Origin of the sequence: Mobilitalea sibirica (assembly GCF_015999265.1) — a bacterium.
Taxonomy (GTDB): Bacteria; Bacillota; Clostridia; order Lachnospirales; family Lachnospiraceae; genus Mobilitalea; species Mobilitalea sibirica.
This window is the reverse complement of sequence record NZ_JAEAGR010000005.1, coordinates 207,803-231,063: the sequence shown is the minus strand read 5'-3', so window position 1 is coordinate 231,063 and position 23,261 is coordinate 207,803. Positions and strand designations below refer to the sequence as shown.

Below are 23,261 nucleotides of genomic sequence, written 5' to 3'. Positions count from 1 at the left end.
AAATTAACGAAATGAAATTTGAAGAATGGCTTTTGACATCCTAATTCTATAAAATTAATAAGGTTCTATATGAAATATTAGAGTGAAAATTCACCTAAGATTCATATAGAACCTATTATTATAACTAATATATAAGCAGTTCCAACTGATGCGTATCCAAACATTATTATAATTATGTGTTAGGGTACTTCATAGTTCCCTAACACATAATGGTTCATAAACTAATGATTTATTCATCTGGCGCAACGAGTTGTTCTCTCCCCAGATAAACTACCTCAGAATATGATTTTTATAATTCATTATTCTTTAGAATACCCGAAAGGCATCCTTACCAAGATATCTTGCATTCTTGCCTAGTTCCTGCTCAATTCTAAGCAGCTGATTGTATTTTGCCACACGATCCGTTCTGGAAGGGGCACCGGTCTTAATCTGTCCTGCATTAGTTGCTACTGCGATGTCTGCTAAAGTTACATCTTCTGTTTCTCCGGAACGATGGGATACAACCGCCGTCCAACGGTTATTCTTTGCCATTTCAATGGCATCCAAGGTTTCTGTAAGAGAACCGATTTGGTTGAACTTAATTAATACGGAGTTGGATACGCCCTGTTTAATTCCTTCTTTAATTCGGCTGGTATTCGTTACGAATAAGTCATCTCCTACTAATTGTACCTTATGGCCAATCCGTTCGGTTAAAAGCTTCCAGCCTTTCCAATCTTCCTCGTTAAGACCATCCTCAAGGCTGATCACCGGATATTTATTACAAATCTGATCCCAGAAATCTACCATCTCTTCAACGGTTTTATATTCACCGGATTTCCAGAATAGATAATCTCCCTCTCTTCCAGCTTTCTTTGCCTCATCATACATTTCTGTAGCTGCAGCATCGATTGCAATATAGAAATCTTCACCGGGACGGTAACCTGCTGCTTCAATCGCCTTTACAATATAATCAAGAGCCTGCGTATCGCTGTCGAATTTGGGAGCAAAGCCACCCTCGTCACCAACTGCTGTTACATATCCGTCTGTTTTAAGGAGTTTCTTTAAGGTATGGAATACCGTTGCACTATGCTCTAAAGCTTCTGAAAAGCTGGCTGCACCAACAGGCATAATCATGAATTCCTGAATATTTAAACTGGAGTCAGCATGTTTACCGCCGTTAATAATATTCATCATCGGGACCGGCAAGGTTTTTGCGTTAACTCCGCCTAGATAACGATATAACGGTAAGCCCAGAGAAGTCGCTGCTGCTTTCGCTGCTGCCAAAGATACCCCGAGTATTGCATTGGCTCCCAGTTTGCCTTTATTGGCTGTTCCGTCAAGCTGTAACATTTTAGCATCAATTTCAGCCTGTTCCGAAGCATCCATACCCTTAATTTCTGATGCGATTATGGTATTAATATTTTCAACCGCTTTTTTTACTCCATTACCCAAATATCTGCTCTTATCATTATCACGAAGCTCTACCGCTTCAAATGCTCCGGTAGATGCACCGGAGGGTACCGCTGCTCTTCCGACACTTCCATCTGCAAGAATAATCTCTGCTTCCACAGTCGGATTACCTCTGGAGTCTAAAATCTCTCTTCCGATTACCTTTTCAATCGTTAAATTCTTCATTTTTAATCCATCCTTCCTTAACTCTATTTGGTATCATTTATTATTATTATCTACATAAATATGGAAAATATTCGATTCCTACCAGTAACTTATCATTTTCAAACATTATAGGATGTGATTCAAATCACATTTTTAATCAAATAAAAAATTCCTAATCAGTAATTATCTGTAAGCTCATTTCTTATTTTATAAGATATTAAGCCTTCAATCAAGCCTTAATCTAATTTTCTTTCATTCTTAATTGATATAATTCATCATTCTCATCCATTTATTGGATTGATATGTCTATAAAATATTGATATACTATTTTAAGAATGTATTGTGAATCAACTCATTTAAAGACAAACACCAATTCCTACATCATAAATTACATGTTTTTCTGTTTGTATTTGTATATGGTAGTCTATTACACATGAAACAACTGATATCAGGAATAAGACCAAAAGAATATTTGGAAAGGAGAACGGGGCTAATACGATTAGTGTATCTAACTCAACATTTTATATCAGCCCCAGTTAAAAACATGAATAAGTATTTTGAGAAATTACAGCCATATCTAGATAAGGCAATGGCATTACAAACAGCCAGGAATCTCTTCGAGTGGGATGATCAGACTTTGGCCCCCTTCGAAGCGGCCGACTACACCTCCAAAGTTGTCGGTATTTTATCCGATGAATATATGAAAAGTTTAATCAATGACGATGTAAGAAAACTATTAAAAAAACTGCAGGATGAAAAGGAGCAGGAAGATTTAACCGATACACAAAAAGCCATCATTAAAGAACTGGGTAAAACATATGAGCAACTGGAAAGCATTCCTCCTGAGGAATATCGGGCCTTCAATGAATTAGCTTCTGTTTCCAGCAGAAAATGGGCCAAAGCAAAAAAAGATAATAAATTCGATGATTTTGCTCCCTACTTAAAACAGGTGATTGAATATAAAAAGAAATTTGCCGGTTACCGTGTAAAGGGTGATAAAAAACCTTACGAGGTGTTACTCTATGATTATGAAGAATGCTTCGGTATCAAAGAGCTTGATACCTTTTTTGACAAAATCAAAGAAGATATTATACCTTTATTAAAAGAAGTGACAAAGAAGGCTGAGACCATTGATAAGAGTTACAACTATAAAAATTATGATATCCAGAAACAGAAGGAATTCTGTCGTTTCTTAAGTGGTTATGTTGGCTTTGACTTTAACCGTGGTGTGATCGGAGAAAGTGCTCACCCCTTTACCATGCAGTTACACAATCATGATGTCAGAATCTCAGACCGCTATATGGAGGATAATCTTGAAAGTGCCATGTTCTCTATGATACACGAAAGCGGTCATGCAATTTATGAGATGAATATTGACGATTCTCTAACCCAAACCTTGGTTGGCACCGGTGCTTCCATGGGAATGCATGAAGCTCAGTCCCGTTTTTATGAAAACATCATTGGCCGTAGTACTGCTTTCTGGGAACCGATTTATGAAAAGCTGGTAGAAACCTACCCTGAAAACTTAAAGGATATTTCCCTGGATCATTTTATCCGCGGTATTAATAAAGCGGCCCCCAGTCTGATCAGAACAGAAGCTGACGAACTATCCTATCCGATACACATCATTATTCGATATGAAATTGAAAAGATGCTATTCTCGGAAGATGTAGCTGTGGAGGATCTTCCGCAGATCTGGAATAAAAAATATCAGGAATATATGGGCATCACTCCTTCTGATGATACCACCGGAATTTTACAGGATACCCATTGGTCCTGGGGTGAGTTCGGTTATTTCCCTTCCTATGCTGTCGGTACTGCAGTAGCTTCTCAGATCTATGCACAGATGCTAGAGGTTATGCCGATTGACGAATATTTAAAGCAGGGTAATCTAACCCCGATCAAAGAATACCTAAGGGATTATATCCATAAATACGGTGCAACAAAAAATACAAATCAGATATTAAAGGATGTAACCGGTGAAGAGTTTAATGCAGAACATTATATCAAATACTTAAAGGACAAATACAGCAGACTATATGATCTTTAACTATATATGCCACTAATTACCGAATGTAATGGATATGAGTAAAGAGTTTTTCTAAAGATGAATTCTTTACTCGTTTCTATATGTTCAATGACAAACATCGTAAATATATAAATATTTTTGCATAAATATTAATTATGTATTGCTTTTTTATTGAAAAAAGAGTAATATAATACCAACAAAACCACATGATAAGTTAGAATAAGTATATATATTTATAGAAACGGTTAAAATCTATAATATGTATAAAAATACTTGATCATCTGCATGGAATACAAGATAAAACATCGGATGAGAGATCAAAATAAATAACTTGAAAAGAAAAGAGGTTGATTTATATGAAGCTTTGGGGCGGACGTTTTACGAAAGAAACCAATCAACTGGTTCATAATTTTAATGCATCTATTTCCTTTGATCAAAAATTTTACAAGCAGGATATTGAAGGAAGTATTGCTCATGTAACTATGTTAGAAAAGCAGGGAATTATAAATCAAGAAGAAAAGGACCAGATTATAAGCGGCCTGTCAGGCATTCTTGAGGATATTATGAATGGAAGCCTTGTGATTAATGCTGAACACGAAGACATCCATTCTTTTGTTGAGGCACATTTAATTGAACGCATTGGAGAAGCAGGCAAGAAACTTCACACCGGAAGAAGCCGTAACGATCAGGTCGCTACTGACATGAAGCTATATACCCGGGATGAAATTTACGAAATCGATGCTCTGTTAAAAGATCTATTGCAATCTCTTCAGGAAATCATGAGGGACAATACCGATACCTTTATGCCCGGTTTTACCCATCTGCAAAAGGCGCAGCCGGTTACTTTGGCACATCATATCGGTGCTTACTTTGAGATGTTTAAACGAGATCGCCAAAGGCTTACTGATATTATAAAACGTATGAATTTATCACCCCTTGGTAGTGGAGCACTGGCCGGTACTACATATCCATTAGACCGAGAGTACACGGCAACGTTATTAGGCTTTGACGGTCCTACTTTAAATAGTATGGATAGTGTATCCGACCGAGATTATCTGATCGAGCTTCTTAGCGCATTATCAACTATCATGATGCACCTCAGCCGTTTTAGTGAAGAGATTATCATATGGAATAGTAATGAATATCGCTTTATCGAACTGGATGATGCCTATTCCACAGGCTCTTCCATTATGCCCCAGAAAAAAAATCCTGACATTGCAGAACTGGTAAGAGGAAAAACAGGCCGTGTTTATGGAGCATTAATATCCTTACTTACAACTATGAAGGGTCTACCCCTTGCGTATAACAAAGATATGCAGGAGGATAAAGAATTGACCTTTGATGCAATTGATACAGTAAAAGGATGTTTGGCTTTATTTACCGGAATGGTTTCAACCATGCAATTCAATAAAACAATTATGGCCGGCAGTGCGAAAAACGGTTTTACCAACGCAACGGATGCAGCCGATTATCTAGTGAATAAAGGGGTAGCATTTCGGGATGCCCATGGTATTGTAGGACAGCTGGTTCTCACCTGTATTGAAAAGAATATATCTCTTGATGAAATGAGTCTTGAAGACTATAAAAATATCAGTCCTGTATTCGAAGAAGATATCTATGAGGCTATCAGTCTGACCACCTGTGTGAATAAACGAAACACCATCGGAGCTCCGGGACTGGATGCAATGAATAAGATAATCCAATTAAATGACGCGTATTTAGAACAGTAACAAAGACACCGCTTTATCATATTCCTGTTAACAGATAAGACAGGACAAAGAAGGAAGTGCACCCAGGTGCACTTCCTTCTTTGTTCTAAACAGTTCATTTTACAAAGCCTACTCTTTAGTTCTAATTAATTTTCGTTGTAAACAAAAATATATAAATTTATAAACAAAGTAATATTTTCTTTAATTTGACATTGACATTTTTTTAACAATATTATATGCTTAAATCAATTATGAGCTTAAAGCACCATTATATTTCATATCAAAAATTGAAGGAGAGTCTATAATGAATGTTAATATTTGTGTCGGTAGTTCTTGTCACATAAAAGGATCCCATGATATTATCCAACTGGCAAAAGAAGCAATAACTAAGTATAACTTAGAAGATAAAATTAATTTATCTGCCGCCTTCTGTCTTGGAAAATGTACAGATGGAGTCTCTATCAAAGTTAATGATGAGATTATATGCGGTGTTTCAAAAGAAAATTTCCCGGATTTCTTTCAAAGTAATATTCTATCAAAATTACAGTAACAACTCATAATAATAACCTGATTTTTCGAACAAACTCTACCTATTAAATACTTGAGTTTATCCTATAGGAACCTAATGAACATTACATATTAGACTAGAAAAGAGTGTTTATCATGAATCATTACATCCAACTAAAAAAAGCCAACTGTAAAAATTGTTATAAATGTATTCGCCACTGCCCGGTGAAATCCATAAAATTTGCTGATCATCAGGCTCACATCGTTAAGGATCAGTGTATCCTCTGCGGTGAATGTTTTGTTGCCTGCCCACAAAATGCAAAGCAAATCAGAAATGACGTTGATGTTGCAAAGAGTTTAATTGCTTCTGGACATCCTGTGTTCGCCAGTATCGCACCCTCCTTTGTCGCTAATTACAAGGGATCTGACATCCATTCCTTAAGGAATACTTTAATAAAGTTAGGTTTTGCGGGAGCTGAGGAAACTGCTCTGGGTGCAACCGTAGTGAAAAAATTATATGAAGGAATGCTCCAGCAAAACGATGGAAGAGTCATTATCTCATCCTGCTGTCATACGGTTAACACCTTAATTCAAAAATACTATCCAAATGCACTCCCCTATCTTGCAGATGTTATTTCACCCATGCAGGCACACTGTATGAAAATAAAAAAAGAACATCCGGATGCACTTACCGTATTTATCGGTCCATGTATTTCAAAAAAAGAGGAAGCAGAACTTTATCCCGGCATTGTTGATTGCGCTCTTACCTTTGAAGAATTGTCCGGTTGGCTTACGGAAAATAATTTATCAATAGAGGAAAGCCATGAACAACTGATGGAAGTTGAAGGAAAAGCAAGACTTTTTCCGATTTCAGGAGGTATTCTACGGACAATGAATCTAAATGATACAGATTACGACGTTATCTCTGTTGACGGCGTAGATAATTGTATCCGTGCACTAAATGACATCATTCAAGGTAAATCATCCAATCTGTTTATTGAAATGTCAGCATGCACCGGCAGCTGCATTGGTGGTCCTGCTATGGACAAGCAACAGCTTCTGCCGATCACAGATTATATTGCCATACAAAAGTACGCGAAAAAGAATGATTTCCCTATCTCTGTTTCAGAAATGGCTCAATACAAGAAAACCTTTTCCTATATAGGTAACAAGAATCAGATGCCCGGAAGCTCTGCTATAGCAGAGATCCTCAAGAAAATGGGAAAAGCACAAGCTGATCAGGAGCTTAACTGTGGTAGCTGTGGATATAATACCTGTCGTGATAAAGCAATTGCAGTCTATCAAGGTAAGGCAGATTTAACGATGTGCCTACCGTTTTTAAAAGAAAAAGCTGAGAACTTTTCCGATAATATCATATACAATATGCCAAGCGGTGTTCTAGTTCTTAATGAAAACCTTGAGGTACAACAGATTAATAGAGCAGCCAGACAGATCTTTAATATAAAAAACAAACTGGATATCTTGGGCTCCCCTGTCATTCGTATATTAAACCCATCCGCTTATCTTAATGTTATGACCACCGGACGTAACATCCATGATAAGCTGACCTATCTGGCAGAATATCAAAGATACATAGAAGAGACCGTGATATATGATAAAACTTATCACATTATTATTAGTATCATGCGGGATATTACGACGGAAGAAAAATCAAGATTAATGAAGGAAGAAGTCAGTAAAAAAACGATTGAAATAACGGATAAGGTCATAGAAAAACAGATGCGTGTCGTACAAGAAATAGCTTCCTTGCTAGGTGAAACTGCAGCCGAAACAAAAATTGCGCTGACTAATCTAAAGGAGACCTTAAAGGATGAATAATCTATGTACGGATATCGGATACCTTAGCTTAAATAAATACAGTGAGCAATTATGCGGTGATCATGTTGAAATTGTTGAACAGAATGAAGGCTCTTTGGTCATGGTATTGGCAGATGGCCTTGGCAGCGGTGTGAAAGCTAATATCTTATCCACATTAACTGCTAAGATCATATCTACCATGATGGCAAATCACATGAGTTTAGAAAATTGTGTTACAACCGTTGCCTCTACTTTACCAGTATGTGAAAAACGCGGAATTGCATATTCAACCTTTACCATTATTCATGTCATCGATAGTAAAAAGGCCCAAATCATACAGTATGATAATCCATCGGTAATTTTATTAAGAAATGGTAAAAATCTTGAATATGATCAAATAAGTATGCAAATCGGAGACAAAACCATATATAAATCTGAAATAGAATTAATGCAGGATGATGTATTAATTGCCATGAGTGACGGTGCTGTCTATGCTGGTGTAGGAAAAGCCTTGAATTTTGGCTGGCAGAGACATCATATCATTGAATATATAGAGCAGATGTATGAGAAAGATTTTTCTGCAAAGATGGTCTCTACGGTAATACTTGATCAGTGTTCCTATCTTTATGGTGGTGTACCGGGGGATGATACTACAATTGCCTCTGTTAAAATCAGAGCGAGAAATCCCATCAATCTTTTAATTGGTCCACCGGCTAATCCGGAGGAAATAAGCAAAATGCTTACCCTGTTCTTCGCAAAAGAAGGAAAACATATTATATGTGGAGGGACTACTTCTTCTTTGGCGGCTAATTATCTGAAGAGAGAGCTCAAGACAGAACTGGAATATGTTGATCCCGATATCCCTCCCATTTCCTATATCGAGGGGGTTGATCTGGTAACTGAAGGAGTAATTACCATCAACCGGGTATTATATTACGCCAAAAACTATCTCGAAGATAATGTCTGCTATACCGAATGGAGTTTAAGGGACGATGCGGCTTCCTTAATATCTAGGTTATTATTTGAAGAAGCAACGGACATTAACTTTTATGTCGGTAGAGCCATTAATCCGGCTCATCAGAATCCGAGTCTCCCGATACATTTTAGCATCAAAATGAGATTAATTGACGAGCTTTCCGATTGCTTAAAAAAGATGGGAAAACGGGTCGTTGTAAGTTATTTTTAACTATACTATAAATACCGTTTGAAGAAAGGTATGAAGGTAAATTAATCTACGCTTTCTCAAACGGTATTTATTATGTATCATAACGATAATATAATGCTCACATCAAATTTAATAAAGAAACTTAAAATCCGGATATTTTAATATTGCTTTACCATGAATGTTTTCTCTGTTCACGTATTTATTCGTCCAATCTCGTGCATCCAGCGATATGCCTCGATTATCACCCATCATAAAATAAGAATCTTCCGGAATAGTATACGGTCCAAAATCACTATCTAACATTGCCGTTACATAGTTTTCTTCCAGGGGTTCATCATCGATATAAACCAAACCGTCCTTACCTTCTATCTTCTCGCCGGGAAGTCCAATAATTCTTTTAATATACTCAATTTCCTCATCGTCTTCTGCTTCATGACTAAAGACAACGATGTCTCCTCTTTCCGGTTTGTGAAACAGATACGCAAGCCGATAGGTATATACCTTATCCCCAATCATAATGGTGTTTTCCATAGATCCGGTGGGTGGACTTACTTTATACAGGACGAATTTATTAAGAAGGATTGCCAGTCCTAAAGCTACAACCATTACGATTAGCCAGCTTATTATTTCTTTTATCACTTTATTATTCATACACTGTACCTCATCTTCATGTTGCTAGGTTTATACCTATAATTCTGTTTGCCTTTTACTCTTTCATTAACAATATTTTGTCAAAGCCTTCTCAAGCGATAATTAATTACAATATAATTCTGACCCTTTCAGTCATTGGTATGATTACGGTAACCATTTTAAATCAGGATATTTTAAAATTGCTTTTCCTTTAATCTTACTGCGCTTAACAAACTTGTCATCCCAATACCTTGAATCCTCTGATATATTTCTGTTATCACCCATCATAAAATAAGAGTCTTCAGGTACTGTATAGGGTCCGAAGTCGTTATCTAACATTTCCTTTACATAGCTTTCTTTCAAGGGCTCGCCATTAATAAATACGATACCGTCCTTGCCTTCAATAACTTCTCCCGGAAGTCCGATAATTCTTTTAATATAATCATCTTCTTCATTATCCGGAAACGGAAATACTATGATATCGCCCCGCTTAGGTTCGCTAAAAAGATAAGCCAAACGAAAAGTAAATACTTTATCTCCCGTCATTATGGTATTCTCCATGGACCCTGAAGGAATATTCACCCTGAATATTATAACCTTATTTATGAATAATGCTAAGCCTAATGCTACAGCAAAAACGATAACCCAACTTACTATTTCTTTGATAACCCGTTTGCTCATTATCCACTCTCCTCAATCGGTATTATTGACTTTCATTCAATTATAACTTTTGGTAGCTCTTTTGTAAATAGATAGACTCCACTTCACATAGAAACTGTTTCACATAAAGAAAGGATGTTGAAAACCTTGTTATAAATTGATATTACAAGGTTTTGAACACCCAATCATATATCACTCACTATGAATTATTTATTGATCAACTTTTGCTTATTAATACGAATAGTTAGTAATTAGAATAAAATATAATATACATAAAAATTCGTTTTTTGCTTTGTGATTAACTTAGATTATTTAAAGCATTGAATAATCTTGGTTTAATATAACGGAATATCCGGACTTAATACCGCTGCCCAGAATGCCGGTTTTTGCAGAAGATATTTATCAAACAATAATGGATAACTGGGTTGATCCGGTTTATTTAGCCAAGATATATCATCAGAAAGTCCCCAGAAAGTTAAATTCGTTACGTTCACATTTCCGCTTTCCTTTAAATTTTTTAAGATGGCAAAGAACCGTTTATAGCGTTTTGCCTGACGAAGATATGCTTCCTCCGTATTCTCCGTTAAGCCCATATCTAACTCAGTGATTTGTATCTCCAATCCCAGTTCCGCATATTTGCGAATTGAGCTTTCCACATCGATTAACGAGGGATTCTCCATGGAAAAATGGCTCTGCAATCCAATACCGTCGATGAGTCCCTTTTCCTTTAATCCGGCAGCGATATCATAGATCGCAATCATCCTGGCGGAATCCTCTGTATTATAATCATTATAGAATAGTTTCACATTCTCATCGGCATATTTTCTAGCATATTCAAAGGCTTTCTCGACAAATTCCGGTCCAACCACCTGATACCATAAGCTATCTTTTGAACGATATCCATTCGGTGCACCGTCACTGGGATTCACTGCTTCGTTCACAACATCCCAGGCATAAATCAGATCAGGATAATTGGTTTGTGTATATTCTAAAACATTCTTAATATAGTTTTCCATACGCTTAAGCATCAAGTCTTTCGATACCAGAGGTGCGTTAGCATCATCGGAATATCCTTCGGCAAAGAACCATCTGGGTGTCTGGCTGTGCCAAACAAGGGTATGGCCTCTCACAGGAATGCCTGCCTCTTGCGCAAACTCTAAGATGGGTTCTACTCTGCTAAAATCAACTGCAGGATTGTCGTCATATTTTGGATCTGAGATACAGATAGCCCGATCAAGAACGCTATCAGGCTTTAGTTCATTGCCCGGTGTAAGACTGTTAAATTGCTGTTTGATAAGCTCCTGACGGTTTGCCGATATTTCATTTGCTGTTACGGCAACTCCAACACTATATAAATCTTTGTAAACCTCTTTTAGTGACGGAAGTTCTCCTCTATCCACAGTAGCAATCTCTTTCACAATTTTAATACCGTCTATGTAAAAGTCTATCAGTTCTCCCTCGGCATAACCGGTTTCAAAATAAACACTGGCCGTAGTCGTACCCTCAGGAATAATGATACTTCCTGTAATCGGTCCCCACTCCCCTTTTTTTGCTATGGAAGATGCAAAGCTAAGATATTCACTGCTGTTTTTTTCTAACTTACAATCAATCCCAACCGTATCCGGTCCCTCTTCATAGAGTACCATAGCTTCAATCAGGTAAGTTTCCCCTATTTTTAATTCCTCCGTAAGATTAACGGTAGCGCCATTCCAAAGGGAGGTTCTTTCAGTGACATATAAAGATTTTGTTCCTTCGCCTGCTTGATTATCAACAATTTGTACCTTCGCAGGTCCTCTTCCGGTGAACTGGGTTTGTCCATCTTCAAAGTCTTCCGAATAGATAATATCCTGTTGAACTTCCACCGTTCCGTAATGAGCTTTTATGACTTCCGGCTCGGTCTGAGTTCCTCCTTCTTCTGTATCAGTATCTGCATCCTCGTTTGTCTCATCTTCTTCCTGTTCCTGATTTCCGGTATCTGGTACAGGGGTCGGTGTAACAGTTTCCTGATTTGTTGTCTTATTGCATCCGCTAAACACAAAGACAGATACCAGTAAAACAATTAAGATAAGACTTATCTTATATGTATTTTTTTTCATCTCCTCTTTTCAGGCTCATCATCTCCAGTTATCTTATAAGTTATCTTAAATAAGATTATCGGATAAATGGCCCTACCTTCTCCTTTCTGACATAGGTATACGAATTACATTATACTAATATATTTTATCATAAACTTATATACCGCTCAAACCTTTTCCAAAACATGACTATTCGTGAGATAACATTTGCACTAAAATATACAATAAACAGGCTAAATGCATACTGTTCACAAGCAAATATCTTGTATAGTAATATGCAATAAAAACCTTATTATATGCACATTCACATTGCACACCATTGATTCATACAAACAAGATGAACCGGCAAACCGTTTCACATGTCATGAATAAAAAAGAATGCTGCCATATATCCTTGCTTCCTTTGAGATAATAAAGCATGTGAATATTAAAGGATGCAGCATCCTAATAACTATCTATTTTATGATCAAATTTTACTTCTAATAATTCTCTAATTGAATTTATATATTTTTTTCTTTTATTTACCATTATATAATTGTCATTTTCTATTACAATAAAATAATAAAAATTGGATGTGTGTTATGTGACTACATGAAACACATCCAATTTTATTTCACGATTTTATTTTGTCTGTTATTGACATATGCATTTTACCAAGTTTGTTATAAATCCTTTAGTACATCTATCTCATTTATATCTTTCGAACCGTAAACAACTGATTGACTACCAACCAAAGACCGGGGAAGAAGTTCATAATCTGCCATACCCCGGCGCCCTCAAGTCCATATTCCGGGATAAGACGCAATTTCGCGTTCATACTTCTTACATCATCAAACCATACTACATGAGCAATCCCTTGTGCATCGGTATAGTAATAAAAGGGAGCCTGTGCCTCTTCATCGAAGGAAATGCTAACATTATACTGCACTGCCCGCTCAATTGCTTCTTGATTAGAGATAGCTTCTGCCTGTGTTGTTCCACGGGTAAATGGCAGCGGCCAGTCATATGCATAATTGGGTATCCCTAACAGTATATTCTCCGGCGGGATCACTGAAACTCCATAATCAAGTACTCTTCTTACACTGGCTAAGGGAGCTGTTGCCATAGGAGGACCGAACATATAACCCCACTCATAGGTCATCAATAGCACATCATCTGCTACCGCGCCGATCGTCGGATAGTCATGAGCTTCATATAACAGACCGGTCATCTCACCTGATATTTTCGGTGCCAAGGCTACTGTGGTGAAAAATCCGGCCTCATTTAATCTTGATTCTGCCTCTGTGATAAACTGTAAAAACAGTTCTTTATCTTCCGGCAGTATAAATTCAAAATCAATATCTAATCCGACATAACCCTTTTCCTGCATGGTAGCTATAATATTGGTAATTAGCTGGCTCCTTCCTGCTTCATTTACAAACATATCATGAGCAATCTGGGAGTTAAACTCCAATTCTTCCGTCATCGGTGCCAATACCATAACCGGCCCTACCCCGAACTCCTGCGCCAGGGCAAGTAACTCCTCATCTTCCGGTGGAACCAAAGCCCCTTCCGGTGTAAATCCATAAGTAAATATGGAAAGATAGGTTAAAAACGGCAGGGTTTTTCTTAAAACTTCTCTGTCTATGAATGTGTATGCATATCCATTTACAACGATCTCTTCAATCAATCCCTGCTCTTCAAATGTTATTACTAAGGTTTCTCCCGGTATTAATGCTCCTTCGGCGGTTACCCATGGATTATTCTGAAAAATTCGGGTTACAGTCACATCATAAGCCTCTGCGATTGATAATATGGTATCCCCTTCTACGACGGTATGGACAACTTCCGGAAACCGAACCCCAAGACTTTGACCAACGACCAGGTTCTCAGGGTTAGGTAATTCATTATCTATTATCAACCGCTGTGGTGTCACATTGTACTGCGCCGCAATTGATTCTAAGGTATCTCCAGGCTCCACTACATGAATAATCATAGATGTAGTATCCTCCTACTATATAAACTTCATAATATATATATGCTCCTATCATGGTATTGTGAAATATGTGGTTGCGATTGACTTCCTGACATATGATATGATATTATTACTTTGATACAAAGCATTCACATTTCGCAGAAATATATCTGTAAAGTTCACAAAAAGGAGGTTTCGTACATAGAATGATTTGTGATCATATGTAACCGTTCACAAGATCAACCCAAGATCTGACTACAGAAATGTTGATTAGCGCCATGTACCTCTATTGGGTCGGAAATTTAGAGGTTAACGAGGTAGGGAGTTATCGAAGTATTCGGCGGATACTCTCTCATGTACTTGGACGTGTGATATGTCGTTAAAAGGGCAGGTAACTGCAGAACAACAACGATATAACCAAGACCAGTTGAATTAGGTACTATCCTGACTTCGGATTAGGATTGCAGGTAGGAATGTTCAGTTTTTAAAAAATGTCTGACTTTCTTTATTATTGTTATGCCTTCGAAGCTTTATAGTGCTGTGAATTCACTTTATTCGAACATTGAAAATTAAAAAGGAGTGGACATTATGTGTGGAATTATTGGTTTTACAGGGGAGCTTGCTGTAAAAAATGTACTTTTAGAGGGCTTACAAGCCCTAGAATATCGTGGTTATGACAGTGCAGGCATAGCATTTTTTGATAAGGATGGTATTAAGACCATCAAAACAACCGGTAAGGTAATGGATTTAAAGAATATGGTAGATCAGGCTTCTGTTTCAGAAGGTACCTGCGGCATCGGTCACACCCGTTGGGCAACCCATGGCGGTGTAACAAATACCAATTCCCATCCCCATACCTATGGTAAAGTAACGCTAATTCATAATGGAATTATAGAGAATTATCACGAACTGGAGACTGAATTGGCTGCTACCGGAAGATATCCGGTCTCCCAGACAGATACAGAAATCGTCTCCATGTTGCTTGACAGCCTCTATCAGGGCGATGCTTATGAAGCAATTAAAAAGGCAGTGGTACGTTTAGAGGGAGCCTATGCCTTCTGCATCTTATTTGCAGATGATCCTGATGTGATTTACTGCATAAGAAACGGCAGTCCATTGGTTGCCTGTCATTCACCGGAAGGTTCCGTGATAGCTTCCGATATGGTAGCTTTAATAAAGTATTCAAAAGACTATTTTGTACTACCCGAAGAACATATTGCTAAATTAACTAAGAACGGCATCGTGGTAACTAACTTTAATGAAGAAGTTGTTACACCGGATATGCTTCATGTAAACTGGGATGTTACAGCCGCACAAAAAGGCGGATATCCTCATTTTATGCTAAAAGAAATCCACGAGCAGCCGGAATCCATTCGGGCAACCATCCTGCCCCGAATTCGAAAAGGCGTGCCAGATTTTACAGCAGATAATATACCCGGTTCTATCTTTGATGGAGTCAACCGTATTATCATAACTGCCTGCGGTACTGCGATGCATGCCGGTTTAGTTGGTCGAATTATGATAGAACAGCTTCTTCGTATCCCGGTAACGGTTGAAATCGCCTCGGAATTTCGTTATCAAAATCCGATTATGGATAAGAACACTCTGGTTATCACAATCTCACAATCCGGTGAGACTGCGGATACGTTAGCAGCTCTTCGCCTTGCGAAGGAAAAGCATGCCACTACCCTATCCGTGGTAAATGTAAAAGGCTCCTCTATAGCAAGAGAAAGCGATTATGTATTATATACCCATGCCGGTCCTGAAATTGCAGTTGCCAGTACCAAGGCTTATACAGCACAGTTAGCCTGTCTTTATATGATAGCTTTCCAAGTTGCCTTATATAGAGGTACTATCACTGTAGAGCAAGGTGCACAATATATCAAAGAACTGCAGGCTGTCATCCCTGCAATTGAAGAGACTTTAACTTATGCAGATACCATGAATGATATATGTAAAAGTCTTGTGAATACAGAAGATCTGTTTTTTATCGGAAGAGGACTTGATTATGCCCTCTCCTGTGAAGGCTCCATCAAACTTAAGGAGATTAGCTATATCCATTCCGAAGCTTATGCTGCCGGTGAATTAAAACATGGTACTCTTTCACTAATCACAGAAGGTGTTCCTGTTGTAGCTTTGGTAACTCAGGAGAATGTATCCGCTAAAATGATCTCCAATATTCGTGAGGTTCGTGCCAGAGGAGCTATGGTAATTATGATAACGAATGGTATTGCTGATGCAGATGATACCATCTATGATTATAATATCAAATTACCTAAGACTTCGGATAGCTTTGCACCGTTTACAGCGGCTATCATACTACAGATGCTTGCATACTATACCTCCGTTCATCGCGGTCATAATGTTGATCAGCCCCGTAACCTGGCTAAATCTGTTACGGTTGAATAATACCATTCAATAATATAAATTTTGTAATTTCCTAAATTCTAAAACACTCTTAAGATATATAAATAATAAAAATTGTGAATAGAATGTAGTTTTAAGGCTACATCTGTTCACAATTTTTTTATCGGTAAAATCTATGAGTAACTGAAAAAAATAGATAAACGCTCTTATATCACCGTTAAGACAGGTGTACACTACGAATAAAGTTTACCTAGTAATAATTAAGTCCACCTAGAGCAAAAGTTAACCTAAAAATCATAGAATTGGATTTTAAAAACTGAATCTATTATGATTTTTATGGATTAAAAATGGAAAGATTATTGAAAATAATTGCTTTGTTGCAACCTTAAAAGATATAACGTATAATACAAATAATAGCAATCTAGGAAGGATGATGAAAATGAATGATTTTAAAGAGATATCTCCGGAAGCATTAAGAAAAAATCCATTTCAACTGATAGGGAAGGAATGGATGCTTGTAACTGCCGGGAATGAGGAAAAAGTAAATACCATGACTGCTTCCTGGGGCGGCCTTGGCGTGATGTATGGTAAAAATGTAGCCTTTATTGTAATTCGACCACAACGTTATACGAAAGAATTTGTAGACCGGGAGGAGACCTTCTCCCTAAGCTTTTTTGATAAGCAATATAAAAAAGTCTTAAATTATCTGGGTACCGTCTCAGGTAGAAATGAAGATAAAATAGCAAAGTCAGGATTAACCGTGGTAGATGCTCATGAAACTCCGTTTTTTGATGAGGCTAATCTGGTTATGATCTGTAAGAAATTATTTAAACAGCCTCTGATTACCGACGGGCTGTTAGATGAAAAGTTAAAAAATACCTGGTATGCCAACGGGGATAATCATACCCTTTATATTGCGGAAATCACACAGGTATTCAAAAGAAAACAGATATAAAAACATTTTATACTACCCTACTATAAATACAGGAATAAAAAATACATGCATAAATTATTTAAGTTATGCCATTTTTAATAAAGACCTCTGATATGAAGCCCATATAAATGTAAGTCTTAGAAAAGACTACGTTGAATATTCTTCATAAAAGAGGTCTTTTTTCAGCATGATATCCTATTTCACATCTGAATTCTTAAATGCTAAAATCCCAATTGCTAAAGTAACTACCAAGAAACAGATGCCGACCAGGATGGAACGAAGTATGTCCTCCATTGGCGGAGCCATAATTGCATTATATAACATGACATTGTTTCTAAGACTATACTTCGTAAACTCAATTCTATGGTCAAAGAAAAGCTCCAACAGCTGATAGATTACCGGACCGACAGTAACAATTGCGATAATATTAACTGCCATGGTACCTCCGCCGTTACGAATAATCATAGCCACCATTACTAGTATGGATGATAAGGCAGCATGTAACAAAAGCTCAATACCGACCATTCTTAAGGCATGAAGAGCAAAGCTTCCGGTAAAACTGCCTACTTCACCGGTGATTAATGTTCCAGATACCAAACCGGCAACAAACATAACAAGAATTAAAAAATATGAGGCCACACAAGCAGTAATGAATTTAGACAAATATATCATAATCTTAGAAAAACCCTTGGATACCGTATTTTTCATGGTACCATACGTAAATTCCGCAGTGACGAAGATCGATATAAAGATAGCCATAAACAGATGCACATCTCCTCCGTTAAACGCCATCAATCCATAGGAAAGACCATCTTTATATGAAAATACAATTTCTTCACTAACCCTACTTCCCCACTTCACCATATATGCACTTCCTATCATAAGAAGGCCTGCTACAAGAGCACAGATATATAACGATTTGCTTCGAAATAACCGATAAAAATCAGAACGTAATAATCTTAACATAATAATCCTCCGTCTAAATTAATCTTTACATCTATTTATTTATTCTCCATTAATTGCATGAAGTAATCCTCCAAATCCTGCCCAACCACAGAAGAAGACATGATTGTAATCCCATTCTTCGCCAACTCTGTGTTAATCATTCCTGCCTTATCCGGTTCATTCACAAATCGGATTGTATTATCATCAATCACCCTATAGTTGGGTACCTGCGAAAGCTTTGATAAAATCTCAATAGCTTTATTAACCAGATCTACTTTTACCTCTAATTCACCGACGCATCGATGAAGCAACTCTTCCTTGGTGAACTCATCTACCATAACACCATTATTGATAATACCATAACGGGTAGCAATCTTAGAAAGCTCTCCAAGAATATGACTGGAAATTAGTATCGTAATACTTTTCTCCTTGTTAAGCTTTAATACCAATTCTCTGATTTCTTTAATCCCGGTCGGATCAAGTCCGTTAATCGGCTCATCAAGCATTAAGAATTCCGGGTCATCCAGTAGGGCTATGGCTATTGCCAAACGCTGCTTCATGCCAAGAGAGAAGTTTTTCGCCTTTTTTCTTCCCGTATCCTCAAGCCCTACCAAGCGAAGCATCTCATCAATGGTAGTACTGGGATCAAGTCCTAACAATCGGCAATAATAATGAAGGTTTTGTTTCGCAGTAAGTCCGGGGAAAACTGCCGGATTCTCAATCATAGTTCCGGTCTTTCTTCTTTCATTATCAAGATTTTCACTTTCAAACAACTTAATACTACCTTCATTTGGTCTTGCCAGACCGGATACCAGACGTATCAGAGTTGTCTTTCCTGCACCATTCTTACCGATAAAACCATAGATGTCACCTTTTTTTACATTAAGATTGACATTATTAACCGCTGCCTTATTCCCAAATCTTTTCGTTAAACCTTTGGTCTGTAGTACATATTCCATACCCTGTTCCTCCTGTTTTTTAGTTACAACCTGTTTAAAAAACCATCAAACATATTTTACCAGTAATGTCTTAAAATTGCATTAGAAATGTGTTAAATATTTTAAAGAGTTGTTTTATCAAAGATAAATTGGAATTTTCTTGTAAACTATTATGACATATTGTAAACTAGATGTTGTTAATACTAGATCTCATATTAAGGATACTATAAGTCAATTCATTCATAAAGAAACAGTTGAGTAAAATGATCAACAAGTCAAACAAAAGATGGTATCCATTGCTTTAGGTGAAAATGTTAGGTCTAAAAAAATCTTATACATTTCATCTACGAGCTTCCATTCCAACTATAAATGTTAAATCATAAATTAACTTTATGCAGTTATGCAGTATAGTAATCGTAATCAGCTTATGAATAACCGTATATAACATGTGGTTTTTACAAGTAAAAGAAAGTAGTAATATAATCATAAAAGAAAGAGTAGGTAACCCAGACATGATAACATTTAAGGATATTAAACAAAATGAAGCAATCAAAACATACATCAAGAAAGCAGATGAAGCATTGGCTGCTCTTGGTTATACGGATCATAGCCTGGCTCATGTATCAAAGGTAGCTGAGATAGCCGGATATATTCTACAAACACTAAATTATTCTGATAGAGAAATTGAACTGGCTAAAATAGCCGGATATATGCATGATATCGGCAACGTTGTTAACCGTGACGATCATGCGCAAAGTGGGGCGGTTATGGCTTTTCGTCTACTGGATCAATTAGGTGTCTCCCCGGAAGAGATATCCACGATTATCTCCGCTATCGGAAATCATGATGAAGGTACTGCAGTGCCGGTTAATCCAATTGCCGCAGCTCTGATTCTTGCTGATAAAACCGATGTAAGGCGTAGCCGTGTTCGTAACCGTGATCTTGCCACTTTCGATATTCATGACAGAGTAAACTATGCCGTTGAAAAATCAGAGGTTGATATCAGCAGTGATAAAAAAGCCTTTCGATTAATCCTCACCATAGACACCTCTATCAGCCCGGTTATGGATTATTTTGAGATATTCATGGGCAGAATGTTGCTTTGTAAAAAAGCTGCGAATCGACTTGATATGAGATTTGAATTAATTATTAATAACCAAAAGGTATTATAAATTCTATACTTCGTTGGCAGGATTATGCTTCCTGCCAACCTTTGCAGACATCTATCCATCTCGTGCTATTTGAATACTCCTCCAGCTCCTCACAGGTCAGCTTTATCGCAGAATTGCTGCTACCGCATGCCGGGTAGACCGCATCAAATCTTTTTAAAGAGATATCTAAGTATATGGGAAGCTCTTGCTTTAATCCAAAGGGGCAGACACCCCCTATGGCATGTCCGGTATAAGACAATGTTTCCTCCGGCGTCAGCATTTTTGCCTTAGATTTAAATGTTTCCTTGAATTTTCCGTTATCAATCTTGGTATCCCCTGCTGCTACAATCAGCAAAGCTTCTTCTCCGTTTTTAAAGGATAGGGTCTTCGCTATTTTAGCAGGCTCCACGCCTAAAACCTCTGAAGCTTTCTCAACCGTTGCGCTGGAGGTATCAAATTCCATAATATCCTGGTCCCTATTCCATCTTCGCAAATAGTCTCTTACCTTATCAATTGCCATTATCCCGACATCCTCTCATGGTATTTTATTATCGTTATTATCTGTATTTTATTATGTACATTTCCATATTACTTTTTATGTTACTTTTTTAGATTACTTTTTTATGTATTTTTGCTTAATGTTTCTTCTGTAGCTTCTTCTATTTCATCTTATGTTTCAATCTTTTCATACTAAGTAGCTTTCTCATAAAACTATATTTTACTTATGGGAGAGACCTCTATAATATCACAATAACCCGTCTAACCTTTCTCTTCTAACTCATACATGATTGCATCATAGTATTTTTTAGATACCAGATGTGCATTTCCCTCTCTTATCATTGCCTTGCATTTCTCTAAAAGAATTGGATTTAAATCCTGATATCCTTTTACCTTCTCACGGTTTTTCGCTGTCATGTCCCGGTGATATTGTTCCATATCCCTCTCCTGCTTTTTCTGTTCCCGTAGATAGCGCTCTTTCTCTCTTTGAAGATTGTCCTTCTCCTTCTGATATTTTTCCTTTTCCTTTTGTATTAAGAATTCAGCCTTATGACACTCAGCTTCAAAATCACAATTCCAGCTGTAATTTGAATTGAGTGTTAATTCTATTATCGAATAAGTTCTGGTACAATTAATAAACCTTCGCATCTGTCCAAGCCTATAACTATAACTCTTCTTAAGTGTAAGCTTCTCCTTATGAGAGTCAAGAAAAACAAGATATCCCATCGACGTCTGCAGAAGATTCTGGTACCAATCAATCTGTTTTAAGCCCTTATCCTGCTTTATCCCCAGAACATAGACCGGCTTTATATTCATCTCTTTATAACAAGCATCACGAAGTTGGAATTTTGACAGACTGTCATTTAATAACCGATAATCAAATGCCAGCCCTTCATAACCGACCAATTTAACAAAAAGGGTACTATACATTCCGTTAGACATTCGGTATCTGGCGAATACATCTGCTTCCGGAAAACTACGCTTTAACACAGAGTATAAAAGTCGCTTTCCTTTCTTTAATTCCTCTGTTTCATTGCCGCTACTATAGTCACATTCCATCCGGTCATAGTGAGCGAAATAAGGTTCCTTTATAGGTCCGGCTGCCAGATAGACTGGGGCTTGGCATTCCTGGCATTTTAATTGTCGGTCAGCCGCTGCCTGTTTCCAATCAAGAACCAGATCCTCATAATAAAATCCACTCTCATCCTTAAGATCATAAGTGCATATAATTTTCCCTTGATAGATACAGTTTTCCACTACCGGACACCCCCTTACCTTCTTGAAGATTATCAGGCGAATTACATTTTCATAGATTATACCATTTTGCTTAAGATAAGTACAATAGAATTATAAACAATTACACATGTTAAATCCTGTTTTAACATATCTTGTTGCTTGTTAGATTATAAGAAACCCGTAAGAAAACGGGTTTCCTTACGGGTTATAAGCTTACTATTATATATTTTACTCCAATTAGATCTCTTTCCTTTTTGCTTCTAGGTAATCTCTTTGATTTTAACCAACGGCAATCTGCATCTTATTGGTATGACTATTATGAGCTGTTTCAAAAAATTGCAGAACGGCATCTACCACCTTATGGCATAATTCCACTATATAGCGTATATCTTCTTTGACTGCCTTTTTGGCTTTTAGATATTCCGTATGTATTTTTGTAATCATTTGAATGATTTCATCGACCGTAACGAAGACCGTTCCGGTTGTACGGCTTCTCCCTGCACTCGGACTTTTCACATATTCCTTAAGGGAATACTTCAAATCCTTTTCGTAATAGACATGATCCGTCATAGTACCCTGAAATATACTGTTATGAGGAAAGGTACAATAATCCGCCAGATAATGGGTTATTACTCCCAGATGTCTTGCAAAATATCTGTTAATACCTTTATTAACATCATAATCTATTGTGATTTTCTTGATTTCCTCAATCAAAATGTCAAAGGTTTCATCAATAGTATGCTTTTTTGTAAAAAAAGATGGTTTTAAATCCGGAAGTATACTTCCGATGTAAAATGCTTTTTTATGTTCATGTAAATCTCTTACCTTCATGTCATTTACAAGAAACTTAGCAAGTGAAATATGTGACTTCTTTCTCATTAATACCTCCAGCCCGTATGTACAAATATCCATAGGGCACACGCTAATCCACTAGAGTAAACTTGATGTTTTATATACCAATAAGGGATGTAATATCTTCATGTTCTAACAATGTTAATAACTTAAGACTACTTACCATTACCCTATCGCTGATAATACACTAAATTTCTCAG

Annotated in this window: 18 protein-coding genes; 8 read left to right on the top strand and 10 right to left on the bottom strand. The window is 37.1% G+C overall.

Features of this window, described 5'->3' with window-relative positions:
* Nucleotides 1-306: 306 nt before the first annotated feature.
* Nucleotides 307-1,614 carry a phosphopyruvate hydratase gene (eno, locus tag I5677_RS07200; RefSeq protein WP_197660891.1) on the bottom strand — a complete coding sequence of 436 codons (1,308 nt, stop codon included), beginning with the start codon at nt 1,612-1,614 and terminating at the stop codon, nt 307-309.
* 523 nt (nt 1,615-2,137) lie between these two features.
* Between eno and I5677_RS07195 the strand changes: the two genes are divergently transcribed.
* The 5 genes from I5677_RS07195 to I5677_RS07175 all read left to right on the top strand — a co-directional run bounded on the left by I5677_RS07195 (nt 2,138) and on the right by I5677_RS07175 (nt 8,842).
* Complete coding sequence (locus tag I5677_RS07195; protein ID WP_197660890.1) at nt 2,138-3,643, top strand: carboxypeptidase M32; 1,506 nt, start codon at nt 2,138-2,140, stop codon at nt 3,641-3,643.
* 335 nt (nt 3,644-3,978) lie between these two features.
* Complete coding sequence (gene argH, locus I5677_RS07190) at nt 3,979-5,352, top strand: argininosuccinate lyase (protein WP_197660889.1); 1,374 nt, start codon at nt 3,979-3,981, stop codon at nt 5,350-5,352.
* Nucleotides 5,353-5,635: 283 nt separating this feature from the next.
* A complete protein-coding gene (locus I5677_RS07185; RefSeq protein WP_206762680.1) occupies nt 5,636-5,881 on the top strand; it encodes an NAD(P)H-dependent oxidoreductase subunit E in 246 nt (81 codons plus the stop codon).
* Between the two features lie 113 nt (nt 5,882-5,994).
* Complete coding sequence (locus tag I5677_RS07180) at nt 5,995-7,677, top strand: [Fe-Fe] hydrogenase large subunit C-terminal domain-containing protein (RefSeq protein ID WP_197660888.1); 1,683 nt, start codon at nt 5,995-5,997, stop codon at nt 7,675-7,677.
* On the top strand, nt 7,670-8,842 hold the full coding sequence (locus I5677_RS07175) for a SpoIIE family protein phosphatase (protein ID WP_197660887.1): 1,173 nt from the start codon (nt 7,670-7,672) through the stop codon (nt 8,840-8,842). The genes I5677_RS07180 and I5677_RS07175 overlap by 8 nt, the downstream gene beginning before the upstream one ends.
* Before the next feature lie 108 nt (nt 8,843-8,950).
* On the opposite strand, the gene lepB (I5677_RS07170) is transcribed toward I5677_RS07175, so the two are convergent.
* The 4 genes from lepB (I5677_RS07170) to I5677_RS07155 form a co-directional block, all read right to left on the bottom strand.
* Nucleotides 8,951-9,472 (bottom strand): signal peptidase I, encoded by a 522-nt coding sequence (lepB, locus tag I5677_RS07170; RefSeq protein ID WP_197660886.1) that lies wholly within the window; start codon nt 9,470-9,472, stop codon nt 8,951-8,953.
* 144 nt (nt 9,473-9,616) lie between these two features.
* Nucleotides 9,617-10,132 carry a signal peptidase I gene (gene lepB / locus I5677_RS07165; protein WP_197660885.1) on the bottom strand — a complete coding sequence of 172 codons (516 nt, stop codon included), beginning with the start codon at nt 10,130-10,132 and terminating at the stop codon, nt 9,617-9,619.
* Nucleotides 10,133-10,446: 314 nt separating this feature from the next.
* Nucleotides 10,447-12,207, bottom strand: a complete 1,761-nt coding sequence (locus tag I5677_RS07160) for an endo-1,4-beta-xylanase (RefSeq protein ID WP_197660884.1) — start codon at nt 12,205-12,207, stop codon at nt 10,447-10,449.
* Nucleotides 12,208-12,877: 670 nt separating this feature from the next.
* Entirely contained in the window at nt 12,878-14,161 is a 1,284-nt protein-coding gene (locus I5677_RS07155; protein WP_197660883.1) for a glycosyl hydrolase family 18 protein, read from the bottom strand.
* Nucleotides 14,162-14,728: 567 nt separating this feature from the next.
* Between I5677_RS07155 and glmS the strand changes: the two genes are divergently transcribed.
* Nucleotides 14,729-16,549, top strand: a complete 1,821-nt coding sequence (gene glmS / locus I5677_RS07150) for a glutamine--fructose-6-phosphate transaminase (isomerizing) (protein WP_197660882.1) — start codon at nt 14,729-14,731, stop codon at nt 16,547-16,549.
* 397 nt (nt 16,550-16,946) lie between these two features.
* The gene (locus I5677_RS07145; protein ID WP_197660881.1) at nt 16,947-17,462 is read left to right on the top strand and encodes a flavin reductase; all 516 of its coding nucleotides are present in this window, start codon (nt 16,947-16,949) and stop codon (nt 17,460-17,462) included.
* Nucleotides 17,463-17,636: 174 nt separating this feature from the next.
* On the opposite strand, the gene I5677_RS07140 is transcribed toward I5677_RS07145, so the two are convergent.
* Together I5677_RS07140 and I5677_RS07135 are read right to left on the bottom strand one after the other, a co-directional pair.
* Entirely contained in the window at nt 17,637-18,407 is a 771-nt protein-coding gene (locus I5677_RS07140; RefSeq protein WP_197660880.1) for an ABC transporter permease, read from the bottom strand.
* A gap of 35 nt (nt 18,408-18,442) precedes the next feature.
* On the bottom strand, nt 18,443-19,345 hold the full coding sequence (locus I5677_RS07135) for an ATP-binding cassette domain-containing protein (RefSeq protein ID WP_197660879.1): 903 nt from the start codon (nt 19,343-19,345) through the stop codon (nt 18,443-18,445).
* Between the two features lie 491 nt (nt 19,346-19,836).
* On the opposite strand from I5677_RS07135, the gene I5677_RS07130 reads away from it, so the two are divergent.
* The gene (locus I5677_RS07130; protein WP_197660878.1) at nt 19,837-20,496 is read left to right on the top strand and encodes an HD domain-containing protein; all 660 of its coding nucleotides are present in this window, start codon (nt 19,837-19,839) and stop codon (nt 20,494-20,496) included.
* Nucleotides 20,497-20,518: 22 nt separating this feature from the next.
* On the opposite strand, the gene I5677_RS07125 is transcribed toward I5677_RS07130, so the two are convergent.
* From I5677_RS07125 to I5677_RS07115, 3 genes are all read right to left on the bottom strand, one after another.
* The gene (locus I5677_RS07125) at nt 20,519-20,995 is read right to left on the bottom strand and encodes a YbaK/EbsC family protein (protein ID WP_197660877.1); all 477 of its coding nucleotides are present in this window, start codon (nt 20,993-20,995) and stop codon (nt 20,519-20,521) included.
* Nucleotides 20,996-21,234: 239 nt separating this feature from the next.
* Complete coding sequence (locus I5677_RS07120) at nt 21,235-22,230, bottom strand: competence protein CoiA family protein (RefSeq protein WP_197660876.1); 996 nt, start codon at nt 22,228-22,230, stop codon at nt 21,235-21,237.
* Nucleotides 22,231-22,488: 258 nt separating this feature from the next.
* Nucleotides 22,489-23,088: a zinc dependent phospholipase C family protein gene (locus I5677_RS07115; RefSeq protein ID WP_197660875.1), complete on the bottom strand. Its 600-nt coding sequence runs from the start codon at nt 23,086-23,088 to the stop codon at nt 22,489-22,491.
* Between the last annotated feature and the right edge of the window lie 173 nt (nt 23,089-23,261).